General features: G+C 49.7%; 17 protein-coding genes and 3 tRNA genes. 7 read left to right on the forward strand and 13 right to left on the reverse strand.

Annotated elements, in window-relative coordinates:
* Positions 1–99 precede the first annotated feature (99 nt).
* From Q0698_RS07640 to Q0698_RS07660, 5 genes are read right to left on the reverse strand one after another with little or no spacing between them, the layout of a single operon-like run.
* A complete protein-coding gene (locus Q0698_RS07640; protein ID WP_298635381.1) occupies positions 100–942 on the reverse strand; it encodes a pseudouridine synthase in 843 nt (280 codons plus the stop codon).
* A 5-nt stretch (positions 943–947) separates the two neighbouring features.
* Positions 948–1,568, reverse strand: a complete 621-nt coding sequence (scpB, locus tag Q0698_RS07645) for an SMC-Scp complex subunit ScpB (protein ID WP_298635384.1) — start codon at positions 1,566–1,568, stop codon at positions 948–950.
* Positions 1,561–2,364, reverse strand: coding sequence for a segregation/condensation protein A (locus tag Q0698_RS07650; RefSeq protein WP_298635386.1), 804 nt, complete (start codon positions 2,362–2,364; stop codon positions 1,561–1,563). The genes scpB and Q0698_RS07650 overlap by 8 nt, the downstream gene beginning before the upstream one ends.
* Before the next feature lie 40 nt (positions 2,365–2,404).
* Complete coding sequence (locus Q0698_RS07655) at positions 2,405–3,040, reverse strand: L-threonylcarbamoyladenylate synthase (RefSeq protein WP_298635388.1); 636 nt, start codon at positions 3,038–3,040, stop codon at positions 2,405–2,407.
* Positions 3,037–3,897, reverse strand: coding sequence for a PHP domain-containing protein (locus tag Q0698_RS07660; RefSeq protein WP_298635391.1), 861 nt, complete (start codon positions 3,895–3,897; stop codon positions 3,037–3,039). The genes Q0698_RS07655 and Q0698_RS07660 overlap by 4 nt, the downstream gene beginning before the upstream one ends.
* Positions 3,898–3,961: 64 nt before the next feature.
* On the opposite strand from Q0698_RS07660, the gene Q0698_RS07665 reads away from it, so the two are divergent.
* Genes Q0698_RS07665 through Q0698_RS07690 form a run of 6 tightly spaced genes read left to right on the forward strand, consistent with a single transcriptional unit; the run spans position 3,962 to position 7,448 of the window.
* Positions 3,962–4,546, forward strand: a complete 585-nt coding sequence (locus Q0698_RS07665) for an inner membrane-spanning protein YciB (protein ID WP_298635393.1) — start codon at positions 3,962–3,964, stop codon at positions 4,544–4,546.
* A gap of 6 nt (positions 4,547–4,552) precedes the next feature.
* Positions 4,553–4,852, forward strand: a complete 300-nt coding sequence (locus Q0698_RS07670) for a YciI family protein (protein ID WP_298635394.1) — start codon at positions 4,553–4,555, stop codon at positions 4,850–4,852.
* On the forward strand, positions 4,852–5,451 hold the full coding sequence (locus Q0698_RS07675; RefSeq protein WP_298635397.1) for a peptidylprolyl isomerase: 600 nt from the start codon (positions 4,852–4,854) through the stop codon (positions 5,449–5,451). Before Q0698_RS07670 ends, Q0698_RS07675 begins: the two co-directional genes overlap by 1 nt.
* Positions 5,405–6,163: a pyridoxine 5'-phosphate synthase gene (locus Q0698_RS07680; RefSeq protein ID WP_298635399.1), complete on the forward strand. Its 759-nt coding sequence runs from the start codon at positions 5,405–5,407 to the stop codon at positions 6,161–6,163. The genes Q0698_RS07675 and Q0698_RS07680 overlap by 47 nt, the downstream gene beginning before the upstream one ends.
* A gap of 32 nt (positions 6,164–6,195) precedes the next feature.
* Complete coding sequence (locus Q0698_RS07685; protein WP_298635401.1) at positions 6,196–7,035, forward strand: Rossmann-like and DUF2520 domain-containing protein; 840 nt, start codon at positions 6,196–6,198, stop codon at positions 7,033–7,035.
* Positions 7,032–7,448, forward strand: coding sequence for a YiiD C-terminal domain-containing protein (locus tag Q0698_RS07690; RefSeq protein ID WP_298635403.1), 417 nt, complete (start codon positions 7,032–7,034; stop codon positions 7,446–7,448). The genes Q0698_RS07685 and Q0698_RS07690 overlap by 4 nt, the downstream gene beginning before the upstream one ends.
* Positions 7,449–7,540: 92 nt before the next feature.
* On the opposite strand, the gene Q0698_RS07695 is transcribed toward Q0698_RS07690, so the two are convergent.
* Both Q0698_RS07695 and Q0698_RS07700 read right to left on the reverse strand, forming a co-directional pair.
* Positions 7,541–9,460: an aminotransferase class I/II-fold pyridoxal phosphate-dependent enzyme gene (locus Q0698_RS07695; protein WP_298635405.1), complete on the reverse strand. Its 1,920-nt coding sequence runs from the start codon at positions 9,458–9,460 to the stop codon at positions 7,541–7,543.
* 183 nt (positions 9,461–9,643) lie between these two features.
* Entirely contained in the window at positions 9,644–10,309 is a 666-nt protein-coding gene (locus Q0698_RS07700) for a TetR/AcrR family transcriptional regulator (RefSeq protein ID WP_298635553.1), read from the reverse strand.
* Positions 10,310–10,369: 60 nt separating this feature from the next.
* Between Q0698_RS07700 and Q0698_RS07705 the strand changes: the two genes are divergently transcribed.
* On the forward strand, positions 10,370–11,230 hold the full coding sequence (locus Q0698_RS07705; protein ID WP_298635407.1) for an acyl-CoA thioesterase II: 861 nt from the start codon (positions 10,370–10,372) through the stop codon (positions 11,228–11,230).
* Positions 11,231–11,308: 78 nt separating this feature from the next.
* On the opposite strand, the gene Q0698_RS07710 is transcribed toward Q0698_RS07705, so the two are convergent.
* The 6 genes from Q0698_RS07710 to pgsA form a co-directional block, all read right to left on the reverse strand.
* Complete coding sequence (locus tag Q0698_RS07710; protein WP_298635408.1) at positions 11,309–13,681, reverse strand: ATP-dependent helicase C-terminal domain-containing protein; 2,373 nt, start codon at positions 13,679–13,681, stop codon at positions 11,309–11,311.
* Positions 13,682–13,907: 226 nt separating this feature from the next.
* Entirely contained in the window at positions 13,908–14,294 is a 387-nt protein-coding gene (locus Q0698_RS07715; protein ID WP_298635410.1) for an MAPEG family protein, read from the reverse strand.
* A 162-nt stretch (positions 14,295–14,456) separates the two neighbouring features.
* Positions 14,457–14,543, reverse strand: a tRNA-Leu gene (locus Q0698_RS07720).
* 21 nt (positions 14,544–14,564) lie between these two features.
* Positions 14,565–14,638 (reverse strand) — tRNA-Cys (locus Q0698_RS07725).
* A 57-nt stretch (positions 14,639–14,695) separates the two neighbouring features.
* Positions 14,696–14,771, reverse strand: a tRNA-Gly gene (locus Q0698_RS07730).
* A 90-nt stretch (positions 14,772–14,861) separates the two neighbouring features.
* Positions 14,862–15,419 (reverse strand): CDP-diacylglycerol--glycerol-3-phosphate 3-phosphatidyltransferase, encoded by a 558-nt coding sequence (gene pgsA, locus Q0698_RS07735; RefSeq protein WP_298635412.1) that lies wholly within the window; start codon positions 15,417–15,419, stop codon positions 14,862–14,864.
* Positions 15,420–15,424: the final 5 nt, after the last annotated feature.

Here is a 15,424-nt window from a genome sequence, read left to right on the forward strand (position 1 = left end):
AAAAGCGAGCTACTAGCTCGCTTTCTTTTAATACTCGGTAGCGCCCTCTCGGTAACGCTCTGCAACCATTTTAGTAGCTGAACGTCATCGCGATATCATCTAACGCTTGGGCTTCTTGCTTCGCTCAGCCTTGCGGCGTAGACGGGTATTTTGCCGTTTAAACTGCGCTAACTGGTCCGGAGTAAGCTTGTGCTTCTCGCCGTGGAGCTCCACTTCGCGCAGCAACACCGACACGTCCTGAGGCGGCAACTCCAACCAAGAACCTTGTGTTAGGTGCGACGGAATAAATACCGGCCCATAGCGAACCCGCTTCAATCGGCTTACCTCGACCTCCTGCGACTCCCAAAGACGGCGAACCTCACGGTTTCGGCCCTCTAATAACGCACAGTAAAACCAGCTATTACGGCCTTCAGTTTCATTGTTACCTTTACGGATATCGGTGAACTTGGCCATACCATCTTCTAGCCAGACGCCCTCTTTCAGCCTACCCAGCATCTCATCGGTTACATCACCGTGGACCCGAACCGCGTATTCACGATCCATATTATAACGCGGGTGCATCAAACGATTCGCTAGCTCCCCGTCATTGGTGAACAACAGCAACCCACTGGTGTTAATATCTAAACGACCAACACTAATCCAGCGCTCGCCATTAATCGATGGCAGGTTGGAAAAAACGGTCGGGCGACCCTCAGGGTCCTTACGCGTACATACCTCGCCTTCACGTTTGTGATAGAGAATAACGCGGCGTCGATCCAATGTTGCTAGACGAACTCGTTTACCCTCAACTTCGATACGCTCTGTACCACTAATGCGCATTCCCACGTGAGCCTGTTCGCCATCAACGGTAATCTTACCGTCAGCAATCATGCGTTCGACCTCACGTCGTGACGCGACACCGCTAGCTGCTAGTGCCTTTTGAATCTTCTCGCCATTATTCATCTGGCTTAGTTTTCCTCGTTTAGGGCGTAATCGGCACTTTCGTGCGTCACGCTAGTATAATCATCAGTAATCTCAGCACTCGTGAATACATCACGGCCGATTTCTTCTAAATCACGAAGCTCGTCTAATGAAGGTAGCTCACTTAGCGATCTCAGGTTGAAATAATCTAAGAAAGCCGGCGTCGTTGCGTAGAGAGAGGGTCTGCCTGGCACCTCTTTGTGACCGACAACTTTCACCCATCCGCGCTCACTAAGTGTTCTCATAATGTGCGAACTAACGGCTACCCCGCGAACGTCTTCAATCTCACCCCGTGTGAGGGGCTGCTTATACGCTATTAATGCGAGAGTTTCCAGCATTGCGCGAGAATATTTTTGCGGACGCTCCTCGTGCTGAGTAGAGAGATACGGGATTGCTTCGTCGATGGCTGCGAAACGCCAGCCACTGGCTACCCTTTGGAGCTGAACTCCACCGCACTGTCGCTCAGTAATAATTGCGAGCGATTCATCCAACTCTGCAGAGGTGGGCGGCGCATCGCCGAATACGCGTTTCATTCGCTCTTTACTGACGGGCTCGTCGGAGGTAAATATGAGCGCCTCAACAATATTTGCGCGGGTAAGTTTATCCATTGAAAACGTCCTCCTGACGTCGTTTAACGCGAATTTCACCATACTGCTCAGATTGCACGATATCCAGAAGTGACTCTTTGATCAGCTCCATGATAGCAAGGAATGTCACCACGACCCCCTGCCGCCCTTCGCGTCCGTCAAACAAATCGCTAAAGCGTGAGAGTTCGGTGCGCCCCGCAAGGCGGTCGAGAATCTGCGACATCCGCTCACGGGTACTCAGCTGTTCGCGAGCAACCTGATGTGATTCAAACATGCTGGCACGCTTCAACGCTTCCGCGAAGGCCAGACTCAACTCACCTAGATAGACATCGGGGTGAGCTCGCTCAACGATTGGCGCGTAGCTCGCTGGTTCGGCTAAATAAATTTCTCTACCCACTCTAGGAAGGTTATCTATTCGCAACGCCGCAGCCTTAAATCGTTCATACTCCTGTAAACGGCGGATCAATGCTGCCCGAGGATCTTCATCATCGTCGTCGTGCTCGGAACTCCGGGGCAACAGCATTCTTGATTTGATTTCAGCCAGTGTTGCCGCCATCACTAAGTATTCAGAAGCCAACTCAAGCTCAAGGCTATGCATCATCTCAATATAAGACATGTACTGGCGAGTGATCTCAGCGACGTTGATGTCGAGTATGTCGATGTTTTGCTTGCGAATGAGGTATAAAAGCAGATCCAGCGGACCTTGGAACGATTCCAAGATCACCTTCAGCGCATCGGGAGGTATAAAAAGATCCTTTGGCAATTCTGTAACAGTCGCTCCTGCGACGATTACTCCGTCATCGGTTTCGTTGTCCACGCCAGCACCCTTTGTTGAGATATCTATGAGTGTACCGATTTTAAGCGGGCTCGTCAGCGAAAAATGGCGTCCAGTCGCCCGCACCCCTTCGAATCAATTCCGGAACATGTGACGTTAGATCAATCATCGTCGTTTCCTCGGGAGGAACGGAGCCGCCGTCAATGATGAGGTCTAATTCATGTTCCCAGCGTTCACGAATTTCTATCGGGTCGAACAGCGCGTCATTTTCATTGGGTGGAATCATCGTGGTGCTAATAATCGGCTCGCCCAACTCTAGCAGTAACGCCTGTGATATCGCATTATCCGGCACGCGAATACCAATGGTGCGTCGCTTTGGATGCATCATCTGTCGAGGGACTTCGGTGGTAGCATTGAGAATAAAGGTGAACGCGCCGGGCATAGCGGCTTTTAACATTCGATAATCCGTGTTATCGACCTTGGCATACACCCCAACTGACGACAGGTCACCGCAGACCAAGGTCAGCGGATGCTTGCTATCTAAGCCACGAATTCGACGGATCCGTTCAATCGCGCGCTTGCGACCCAACATACAACCCAACGCATAACCGGAATCCGTTGGATAGGCAATAACTCCGCCATCTCGCATGATGGCAACGGCTTGACGAACCAAGCGGAGCTGCGGGTTATCGGGGTGAATTTGGAAAAACTGACTCATAATGCTTCTCCTGCTACGAGGGCAGATACAACACTTGCCGTATTTTCGGGCAACTGCGGAAATCTTCCCACCCCGCGGCCACCCCAAGAACTATTATGGAAGTCACTACCTCCCGACGCAATCAGCCCATATTTAGCCGCTCGGTCGATCAGGGACTGCACACCGTTTAATTGTAGATCAGGTGTTGCCACTTCGATGGCTTGACCGCCGCATTCTGCGAAATCAGCCATCAACGACTCCAGTTTGCTGCGGGTCATTTTGTAATGCATTGGGTGGGCAATCACGGCAAAGCCACCCGCCGCTGAAATTGCTTCAACCACTGCACTGATATCAGGCCACTCAATGCTCGCGGCCGCTGGCTTGCCGTTACCCAACCAACGATCAAAGACCCTACCTGTATCATTCACTAAGCCAAGATTAACAACAACTTGGGCGAAATGTGGCCGGCATAACTGCCCTTCTCCGGAAAGCTCCTGAGCCATTGCAAGGATGTCATGATCGCCGCCTACCAACTTATTCAAACGGTTAGCAATCTTCGCGTTACGTTCGTTTCGCAACGACGTCTGTAGATCAATCATTTCTAGAATGGCCGAATGCGTGACATCAAAGCCAAGACCCACAACATGAATATTTTGTCGTTGCCAGCGCGATGATAACTCGATGCCGCTGATCACTTGAAAGCGATCTCCAGCGGCAGCGCGAAAGCGCTCAATACCGGCTGTTGTATCGTGATCAGTTAGTGCCGCTGCAGTGATACCTGCGGCAACGCAGAATTCGGCTAATTCTTCAGGCGAATGGGCGCCATCCGATAAATTCGAGTGAAAGTGGAAATCCCAAGTATTGATTGCGTGTTTCATGTAGGTGACTTAATCATTTCTCTTCATTATGATGGCACAAACCTAAATTGTCGATGTGTGAGTAATGAAACAACTTTTTGAATTTATTCCGTTAGTCCTATTTTTCCTCGTGTACCAAGCTGATGGACAGACGATTAGCCTGTTTGACTATAGTTATACCTTTGACGGTATCTACTCCGCTACGTGGGCACTCATGATTAGCTCAACGCTATTCTTCTTGGTTGATGTTGTGAGTACCCGTAAAATTGATAAACGCACTTTCTGGACCACCGCGGCTATTCTCATTTTGGGCTCTGTGACACTCCTGTTACGCAGCGCAGAGTTTATCCAATGGAAGCCAACACTGGTTAACTGGGCATTGGCCCTCGGAATTCTAGTACCCAAATTAATGGGCCGTCGCTCGTGGCTGAAGCTGGCGATGCAAACGCAAATGTCCCTGCCAAACCCAGTGTGGTCAAAGCTAGAGTGGACTTGGGTTGTTTACCTCAGCTTCGTCGGGGCACTAAATTTGGCGGTAGCCTATAATTTTAGCGAAGCCACTTGGGTTGATTTTAAGTTCTATAGCTCCATCGGCTTTAGTGTCGCTATTATGCTAATCACCGCCGCCATTTTGCTACCCGCTTTAAAAGAAGAAAATTCAAAGGATTAGAGAACTATGTATTACGCCATCATTTCTCAGGATGTACCGAATAGCCTTGAACTGCGTCTGAGCGCTCGTCCTGCCCACATTGAACGACTCGTGGCGCTAAAAGATGAAGGTAGATTACTCGTAGCGGGGCCTCACCCGGCCATCGATAGTGAGGATCCGGGCGAAGCCGGATTTAGTGGCTCGTTGGTGGTCGCAGAGTTTGAGAGTTTAGCTGCCGCACAAAGCTGGGCTGATGCAGACCCCTACGTAGCGCGCGGCGTTTATGCTAACGTGACAGTTAAACCCTATAAGGTGGTTCTACCCTAATGTTCCGTTCTCTGTTACTCCTTTTAATGTGTTTATTGGCAGTTTCTGCCCATGGCAAGCATTATGAGATGTTTACCGATCTTGGCACTATCTACATTGAAACCTTTGATGAAGAGGCACCTATCACCACTAAAAACTTTGCGACTTACGTTGCCGATGACTTCTATAAGCACCTGATCTTTCATCGGGTTATCGATGACTTTATGATTCAGACTGGGGGTGTCAACACCGTGCTAGATACTCCGGAAACACGAGATCCCATCGAAAACGAAAGTCGCAATGGTTTAAAGAATATCCGCGGCACCCTGGCCATGGCCCGGTGGAGCGATCCTAACTCGGCTGATTCACAGTTTTACATCAACCTTAAGGAAAACCCGCATCTAGACCCTAGCGAAGAGAGCCTGGGCTACACTGTGTTTGCCCGTGTTGACTGTGGTATGACGGTGGTAGATGCCATCGCGAAAGAACCCGTACGCCAATTTGAGACGTATCAACACTTACCAGCCAACCCAGTTCGGCTAATTTGGATTAAGGAAATCGAGAGCGATAATCATGGTTATACTCAGTGTAAACATCAACAAGATAGCATTGATTCGTAATTCGCGCGAAGGCAACAATCCAGATCTCGTTAGCTACGCCCGCCGCTGTATTGAACTTGGCGCACAAGGGATTACCGTTCACCCGCGCCCCGATCAGCGCCATATCCGCGCTAACGATATCGCGCCCCTGGCTGCGCTGTGCACTGAATTTCCAAGCATTGAATATAATATTGAAGGAAATCCGAATGCGGAGGCCCTAGGCAGCTATCCCGGATTCCTCGAATTAGTCCGGCAGGTAAAACCCGATCAAGTTACATTAGTCCCAGACAGCGATGATCAGCTCACTTCTGATCACGGCTTTGACTTAAGTGGTGACAATTCGTTACTGGAAAAACAAATAGCTTTCTGCCAAGAACTCGGCTGCCGCGTATCATTGTTTATGGACGCGGACGAGGAGCAGATTAGGCAAGTTCCAAGTACCGGCGCAGACCGAATCGAGTTCTATACGGGTCCGTTTGCCGACGCATATAATCGTTCAGAGCAGGAAGCTAAGGATAGCTTTTTACAATATTCTAAGTGCGCGCAATTAGCCCACTCTTTGGGTTTAGGTATCAATGCCGGTCACGACCTTAACCTTGATAATATGGCCCTCTTTAAAGCTCTGCCTGAGCTCAGTGAAGTAAGTATCGGTCATGCCCTAACCATCGAATCCCTTGATATGGGATTGGCGAATACGCTTACACGCTATCGCGCCCTACTCGCCGATGCGTGAGTTTGACCGTCAAGGCCCGAGTCTAAGCTCCCATGATTGAGCTTGAACGGGTCGGTTTCATCGGTCAGGGGAAATTAGCTCGCGGACTCTCAGGTCTGATTCATCAAGCCTATCCAAGCGCCGAAATACTGATTTCGTCTAGATCCGACATTGTGGAGCCGTTAGCGTTTTGGTCCATCGCGACGTTCGCAGACCTCACCAACATTGACCTGCTCGTTCTGGCGGTAACCGACGCGGAAATAACGTCGGTCGCGCAGCAGCTTAGCAAACTGGCTATCAATCCTAGGCTCGTTATTCACTGCTCAGGAAGCCTTGGGGTTGAAGCCTTATCCCCGCTGATGGAACAACCCTATATGCTAGCCGCCGTTCACCCAGCCTATAGTTTCACCGGTGCGTTCGTAGGCTTAGACACCTTTCACGGCTCAACCTTGGCGATTGAATCGTCGGCCGTTAATCAGCCTTCTCTGGAACAGCTATTTTCGCCACTATCAGAAAACTTAATCTTTAGCGAAAACATCTCCAGAGCGCATTATCACGCGGCTTCGGTCATGGCATCGAATTTACTCGTAGGTCTTTCCTCCGCGGCACAAACGGTAGCCGAGCAATCGGGAATCTCTGCGGAGCAAGCGGCCTCCCTAGTCAATTCGCTGATGCGCAACACCCTAGAGAACCTGCAGCAGAATTCGCCCAGCGATGCCCTAACCGGCCCCGTAAAACGCGGTGACATTGCGACCGTCGAAAAACATTTGAGCGCCCTGTCTCTCAATCCTGAACTTCGTGATGCCTACGCCAGTCTGAGCGCCATTATTACGGAGCTAGCACACGGGAACCAGGCAGCGGGCGAGCAACTGCACAAGGTACTTAAAAAGTGAAGAGATGGGACCAACTGCTCCAGGATATACCTCTTCTTCAGGCTTTAAATACAGAGCCCTATGACCTATCTCCAAAAAGCTCATCGAGTTTCCTTTTGGCCCCCATTACATTGCACCGCAATCATAAGCTGAGCATTTTTGGCGGATCTATTAGCCTACTGACTACGACTTTGGGTTGGTTTCACGTTGCCCAGCAGCTTAATGGCGCCGCCCTTCCAGCACTAGTCATTCGGGAGCAGCAGGTACAGTTTTTGAAGCCGATTAGCAATGACGCCCTGTTATGCGCCAGGATTTTAGCTGAGTCACAGCACAATGGACGAAGAAGCTTTGCTGTAGAGGTAGCAGTTTATGATGCGGAGGTCGGCCTTTTAGGTGCCAAGGCAGACCTCGAATACGTCCTGCTAGACGAATAGATCGCGACGGATTGTTTACTTCTTCCACGCTGCTTGTGCTAAGCCCTTGAGCGAACGCTAGTTGCGATCACTTAAGGAATTTTCGAGTTTAACTAGTGAGTGCCTTCATCCATAAGACAACAGCGGAAATAGGCTTTACCGTTGATCCAGTTAAGGCCGTGAATTTCGGCATCGTCATCGCTTTGTAACCAGCGCGCTAGCCACTCCAATACTTCCGAGTTGATTTCTTCACCCGGGGTTAATAGCGGAACGCCAGGCGGATACGGGGCAATTAAGTCTTGAACCACTCTACCAACCAGGGCGCTATTCACCTGCCCCTGCCCATCCTTCAGCGCAACATCTTCAGCCAGCAGTTTCAGCGCATCGCGAGGCCGGACGAAACGAGATGTCGGAATAGGTAAAGGCGGAAGACGATACGCAGGCTGAATTGTTTCAACGAGCGACGCGTCACGCGATTCCTGTTGTAACGCATCAATCAGGCGTTCAACCTTGCTCGCCGTGGTACCAATCGTCACAAGTAAGGACAGTGTGTGCTCGGTGTACTTTTCAACCTGTATAGCGTGACTATCGAGAAGGCGATTCTGTAACTGCGCACCGGAAAGCGAACAAGCTCTTAGGTCAATGGTGATCTTGGTGGGATCGAAGCTAATGCTATCATCAACCAAACTATCGGCGATAATTTCATCACACTCCAGAACACGAAGGCCACTAATTTCATTAATCGCATCGCGCAACTGCTGCGCCAGACGTAGCGCCTGAGAAAGTCGACCGTAGCCTTCCATACTCGCCTGCATGCGGGCAACGTCTAAACTGGCAATCATGGAATACTGCGGACTGGTTGAGGCATGCATATTGAAGAATTCTTGGAATCGATGGGCGTCAAAGTCCGGATCATTCACATGAATCATCGACGCCTGGGAGAACGCGGATAACACCTTATGGGTACTCTGAGTCACGTAGTCCGCACCGGATTCCAGCGCTGTAGGGCGGAGCTTGGGATGGAAATATCCATGCGCGTACCAAGCCTCATCCACGACCACCTTAATACCATGAGCGTGGGCTTTTTCAACAATCGGTGCCATATCGTAGCGCAAGCCATCATAGGTACAGCTAGTCAGGAAGATCAGTTTTGCGTTGGGATTAGCGTCGATCGCATCAAAAATAGCCTGTTTAGGAACGGGCCCCATTAAGCCAAGTTCGTGATTGCACGAAGGCTCCAGCCATACGGGTTGCGCGCCGGACATGATGATACCGTGATGGACTGACTTATGAGACCCTCGATCCACCAATAGTACATCTCTTGGATGCGCTAGGGCTTGCAGAATTACTTTGTTCGCAGTGGATGAACCATTGGTAGCGAAATAGGTATGCTTAGCTCCAAACGCTTCAGCGGCCAACTCCTTAGCTTGAGCGATCACGGAATGCGGCTCGTGGAGTGAGTCAAGCTCCGCCACTGAAACACTTAAATCCAGCGCAAAAACGTTAGGACCTACTAGGTCATAGAAATGATTTGCCCAGTCGCTATGACTCAAGCTACTCCCGCCGAAATGACCGGGGGTATGCCAAGAATCGCGGTTCGCTTTTACATACTGAGTGAGCGCGTCCGCAAAGGGCGTTGCGGCGCGATGTTCGATGCACTGAGCAATGGCGTTGACCACCTGCTGTGCAGGCTGGTCATTCATGCCAATAAGCTGTTTGATACCGTACTGTTCGCGTAGCGCTCGGTCTTGCTTGGTCTGTCCTGTCTCAGTCATCGCGACTAATAAATCAAGCGACGGCCTAAGCGCCTTAATCTGACCTAATGTTTGTGCGCAGAGCGGTGTGACTAACACCAGCGCCTGTAAGTTGATATCTTCACTAAGGCAAGCCTCTAGCGCTTGCGGCCCCACAACATAGGACGACTTAACCGCAAAGCTGCCGGCGCGCTTCTTGGCCTGAACGCTGAGCGTACTCTCCCAGTCTTTGACAATCGATTGATCTTCGTGCGAATAAATAACGAAATTAGCTAACATCTGGTACCCAGGCTTAAGGCCTTTTATTGTTGTTATGGTAGCGAAATTAGCAACGTGCAACGAGCACATTAGCCAATTCGGAGATGGCAATTATCGTCACTCAGCAGCAGCCTGATTGCAAGCTGCGGAGGGGTTAATATTGTTCGAAATATTCGTCTAAAAGAATAAATAATTCGTCTGGAGTTATTCGCTCTTTGAATTCGACGTATGGTGCAGCGCTCCTACGCGTCCCATGTTGATTCCGATGTCCTTCACAAACTCCATGAAGTCATCCTTATCTTTAAGAATTTCAGAGAAGAATGGTGAGTGCCAGAGTTCAACGGCACCCTGAGCTAGCGCCCAGCAAATGCAAAAGTGGTAGGCTGGATCCACATTCTCAAGCGCGCCAATGCGGATACGTTCGCCAATCATTGCATTCAAACCGTCACGATTAGACGAGCGCAAAGCATGAAGCTGGCCAATCTGTTCTTCGACACCACCGTCGGCAAGAAGACGCTCTTCAAGGCGCTGAAAGAGGCGGTCACGCTCAGGATTGCTCAAGCGCACATCGAAGTAGATTCGGGCGGCAGCAGCGGAAGATTCCTTTAGTGCATCTTGTAAGCTCTCGGTCAGCTGTCGTTCGTAATCCAGCAGCAACTGAATATAGATTTCACTCTTTGAACGGAAGTGTTTGTAGATAGTACCTTTACCAATGTTAATGTGTTCGGCAATACTCTCAACCGTCACGCGATCTTCACCGTACTTAAGTAACAGTTCCAACGCGGCGTCGAGAATGGCTTGCTCTCGAGCACGAAAAAGTTGAACTTTTTTCTGTGCGCGCTCGATACTGGTTGAAGCCTGAGGTACCATCAATCCTATTCCTTAAATATCTGTGGGCGATTGAAACCTAATAATCACCGAGAATGACCTATGACGCAAATTTTAGAGCAATTAATCAAGATTTTGAACGTCCAAGCCGATAAAGATGGCATTTATTATGGAAATAGCACCTCTATGGGGCTGCCTCGGGTCTTTGGCGGTCAGGTTATTGCTCAGTCTCTGCTGGCAGCAACCGATACCATTGACGGCTTACTCCCTCACTCGCTACATGCCTACTTTTTAAAAATCGGCGACCCGAAGGAGCCCATTCGCTACGAAGTGGACCGAATCCGCGATGGCCGTAGTTTCGCTACCCGCAGTATTGTAGCGCGTCAACATGGCGAAGCAATCTTCAACATGTCCTGCTCATACCATGTGCAAGAACCAGGTGTCGAACATCAATTAGAAACGCCTGAGTTCCCCGAGGGGCCCGAAAACTTCAAATCGATGGCCCAACATCGTAATGAACTCGCTGAAAAAATTCCGCAGTTAGCTCATTTCGCAAAGATTCCGATTCCATTAGATATTCGGCCCGTCGACTTTCTGGGATTTATCAATCCTGAAAAAGCTCCGGCAACCTCAATGGCTTGGATAAAAGCTGATGGCGTATTACCCAATGATCAAATTATTCAGCGCGGTATTCTTGCCTATGTTTCCGACATGGGCCTACTTGGCACTGCTGCACGACCTCATGGCGTTAGCTTACTAGACCCATCCATTATGGCAGCAAGCTTGGACCATTCAATGTGGTTCCATCACGATGTGAACTTGAATAATTGGTTGCTCTATACTACCGATGCACCGTTCGCCGGCTCCGCCCGAGCCTTCACCCGCGGCGCTTTCTATGACCGCACTGGGAAGCTGGTGGCCTCAACGGCTCAGGAAGGACTAGTTAGGAAGAAGAGTCGCTAACTTTAGTAAAGCTTTCGGTGAGCACGAGAATACGCTGCGTCGTTACGCTACTAAAGAATCCGCCAAGCGAATCGTGCGTTAACGTTGCCGCGTCATCCTGATGGGGCTTTCGTTAGCTGGATCTTCAGGCCAATGATGTTTCGGGTACCGTGATTTCATTTCCTTGCGAACTTCGCGATAACTCCCCGACCAAAATCCACCTAGATGACGCGTGGTTTGGATAGGCCGTTGGGCTGGGCTCAGTAACTCAAAGCTGAGTTCAATTTGATTGGGTGCAACCCCCAAGGAAACAACATCGGACAAGCCCAAAACCCACTGTAATCTCAGCGATACTTTAGCTAGCACCTCGTCACCGTGCCGAGTGTAAAGAATCGCAGCTGACCCAAGTGGACCTCGCCAATTATCCGGCGCCTTCGCCTTCAATAACTGCTGATCGGAATAGCTCAGGCTTTCCGTTACAAGCCCCTTGATGGAGAGTTTTCTGAGTTCTTGCAGCGAATCACCCACCCCTACACGGCCGATAAGCGCCCTACTCAAATGCTCGATAGCTTGTCGGCTATCTAAACCTAGACCAAGCAACAAACGTATCGCCTCGCGCTCAAAGTCGTTACGTTGAGGGTAACTTAGTAACGGCAGTAATTTTGAGCCCTCTACAGCGCCCAAATACGCTATCAGCCCATCGCCTCGTAGCACCCTCCGATTCTCAACCACCTCGAATTGACCATGCCGGAGGATATCCAGCTGCCACAGCTGCTCGTTTTCGAATACCGTTGTGACTTCCAATGTAGCAAAACGCTTACACAACGAGGAGAATTCCTTAGCAGACAAGGCTAAAACATGCGTCGCTGTCTTCTGCGGTTGCCCCCATATACCGGACAACCATACGGTGTCTGGACAGGACAAGGAGGCAGGCTCAGTAATAAGAACCTCTTGATTATCCGCCGTTTTGTAGCAATTGCCGTGCAGACGTTTAGCAAGGCGATTCGGTGCCGAGGAAACAAGCGCTATGTGAGCATCCACTTGAGTCATTGCAACGTGTTTTGCTGCCACTATGCGAGTAACGTGTTGACTGCGCCGAGCTTGGACCTTAGTGAGTAACGGCGTCGAGCTAAGCTGAATCATGGTACTTCCTGTGCCACTTTTTGCATCAAGTGCTAATAGCTGCTTCGAAAGTAACTCCACGTCTTTGGCTAGGATAGCTGAGCGCGCCAATGCCGCTGTTAATGGCAGCTTGGCGGCGATTTCGCCCGCTTCAGTCAGCCTCCTCCCGCAGACAAATTCAAATTGCTCAAGGCGCTGTAACGTCCGCTCCCAGCGCTTGGAATTGGGAGCTGCTAACCAATAGTAGTCTTCGGCATCCAATGAACCCCATTGCCCTAATAGCAACAGCAATTCATCGATGGATTCTCGCTCGATTGGAGCGATAGATTGTTCGTATAATGTTGCGTGACGTTGCTCCGACCATAAACGTACGCAGCGCCCGGCTTTTATTCGCCCCGCTCTACCCGCTCGTTGAGTTGCCGACGCTTTAGAAATAGCCTCCCGTCGAAGCTCACTATTACCCGTTTTTGGATCAAAATAGGCATTCTGTACCAAGCCCATATCAATCACAGTACCAACGTCTTCGATAGTGATAGACGCTTCCGCTAAGTTGGTAGCGAGTATTATTCTCGCACTCCGACTAGCTTGCGCTACGTCATACTGTTCCTTGACATTGAGGCCTCCGTGAAGAACCACCACCGGAATGCGCGTCTGTTGGCTGAGCCGCGAGGTAAGTGCTCGAATATCACGCTGACCCGAGACAAAAACCAGTGTTGCGCTAGGTTCTCTCTCCGCCTCTTCGACGACGGCATCCGCCACGGCTTGGTAATCAGTTAGATCACAGGGCTTGAAAGAAGTGGCAATTGGGAAGCTTCTCCCCGCTACGGAGATCGCTTGGTCTTGACTCAAGCTAGCTGGCAGCTGCAAACCATTCATCGTGGCAGACATAAGTAGCAGTTTGGCATTGAAACTATCTGGGTATAACTCTTTGGCAGCCGTAAACATAGCGAAACAGGCATCTGTCATCAAACTACGCTCATGACACTCATCGATAATTAATAGATCACCATCAAATTCGTCAGCTGAGCTGGCAAGACGACGAGCTAAAACGCCATCGGTGACGTATTCTACGCGAGCGTAATGACTAGAATTTCTCGAATCGCCAGTAGCGAAGCCGATCTCAGAACCCAACTCAACACCATGGAAGTTCGCCGCAAAGCGAGCGGCGCTGATTGCCGTCAGCCCACGAGGTTGAGTCACAATCACTCGCTTAAACCCCAACTGTGCAAGTAACCAAGGTACTAAGATAGTTTTACCAGCGCCTGGTTCAGCACAGAAACTTGCATAACCACATTTCATCAGCTGCGTATTTACCGTCGTAACCGCATTTTTTAACCTAGTTTCTTGCATATTCAGAAATTTCTACGATAGTTCAAGTACGGGCCTCGACATTTCCCCCTTATCTATCGGGGCCGGTGTCTTGAAAGCTTAATCGCTATCAAGAATTCTCCTAATGGTATTCGCCCGGTTCTTTGAGCCGGGCATCTTTTTCTTTAGTCAACAAACACATCAAAAAAACGACAAATCTCGAGTTTTGTAGACGGAATGTCTTCATCAGCAGCGAGTCTGTTGGACCCTACATAAAGAAATGAACCACATTAGCTAACGCCATCACGGTCACGACCAACCAGGTTAGGAGGGTCCCCCAATAACGACCAAACGATGCACCAGAGCTTTTGGAAAAACCCACAGCATGCAACACTCTGGCAACGACTAGTACAATACCTAGGCCATGCAACCAGAGGTGTCCTACCCCGGCTAATTCGAGCAATGCCAATAGAATTAACGCTAACGGCATATACTCTGCGGCATTAGCGTGGACGCGAATACGGCGTTCCATATCTTCGTTGGCACCATTGCCAATGTTAACTTTATGTTTCCAGCGACCTTTAACAACTCGATATGCTAAGCCCATCCAGATCAGAGCGAGGATACCTGCATACAGCGCAGTAATATGTGTCATGAGTTCTTCCCTATTATTATGTGATGATCGATGACCTATCATGCCATCTGACGGCTAGTTTAGACTAGTCGACACAGCTAAGCGAGATGAGTGATACTACAAGTATGAGTATTGGCTGTTAACCACACGGTATTCAAGATGATATGAGGATGTAAAAAAGAATGGTGCCCGGGGCCGGACTTGAACCGGCACGACCTTGCGGTCGGGAGATTTTAAGTCTCCTGTGTCTACCAATTTCACCACCCGGGCAGGATGGCCCACTTAAATAAGTGGAGGCGCGAGCCGGAGTCGAACCGGCCTACGTGGATTTGCAATCCAGTGCATAACCGCTTTGCTATCGCGCCTTTACAGATTTTCAATTTACTGTTTGTAGCGAAATTGCTTCATTACAAATAATAAATTGGAGCGGGAAACGAGATTCGAACTCGCGACCCCGACCTTGGCAAGGTCGTGCTCTACCAACTGAGCTATTCCCGCAAATTCTCAATTACTTTGTACCTGAGAACGAGGCGTATTTTATGGACTCAGGAATTTGTGTCAACCTTTAATTTCAATAACTTAGAGAACTTAGCGACCAGATTGCAAGATTACCGGCATTGCAGAACGCAAGTACCCTGCCATCGACCAAATAGTGAGCAAAGTGGCTAAAACGAGTAGTACATAGCCGGGCCAAAAGCCCCAAGCGGTTGGCTCTGAAGTTGATCCCATGAGGAAGCCAATAGCTAACATTTGTGCCGCAGTTTTCCATTTACCCACTGCATCAACCGCCACTAAGTGGCTTTGCCCTGCTTTGGCCATCCACTCTCTTAGCGCGGAAATGATAATTTCTCGGCCGATGATGATGATCGTAGCGATAGTGATTGAAATTGCTGGATAGTGAGTGGTAATCAAAATCAGCGCGACACTCACGGTTAGTTTATCAGCAACCGGATCCAAAAATGCACCGAAGGCAGAGCCCTGATCTAATCGACGGGCGAGATAACCATCTAACCAATCCGTGAACGCAGCTACGCCAAAAAGGATACTTGCCCAGAACCCTGCCCAAACCCAATCAAGGTAAAACACGAGAATAATTACAGGGATAAGGAAAACGCGAATTGTGGTGAGTATATTGGGTATCGTCATATTTT

Source organism: uncultured Umboniibacter sp., assembly GCF_947497555.1.
In the GTDB taxonomy this organism is placed as follows: Bacteria; Pseudomonadota; Gammaproteobacteria; order Pseudomonadales; family DSM-25080; genus Umboniibacter.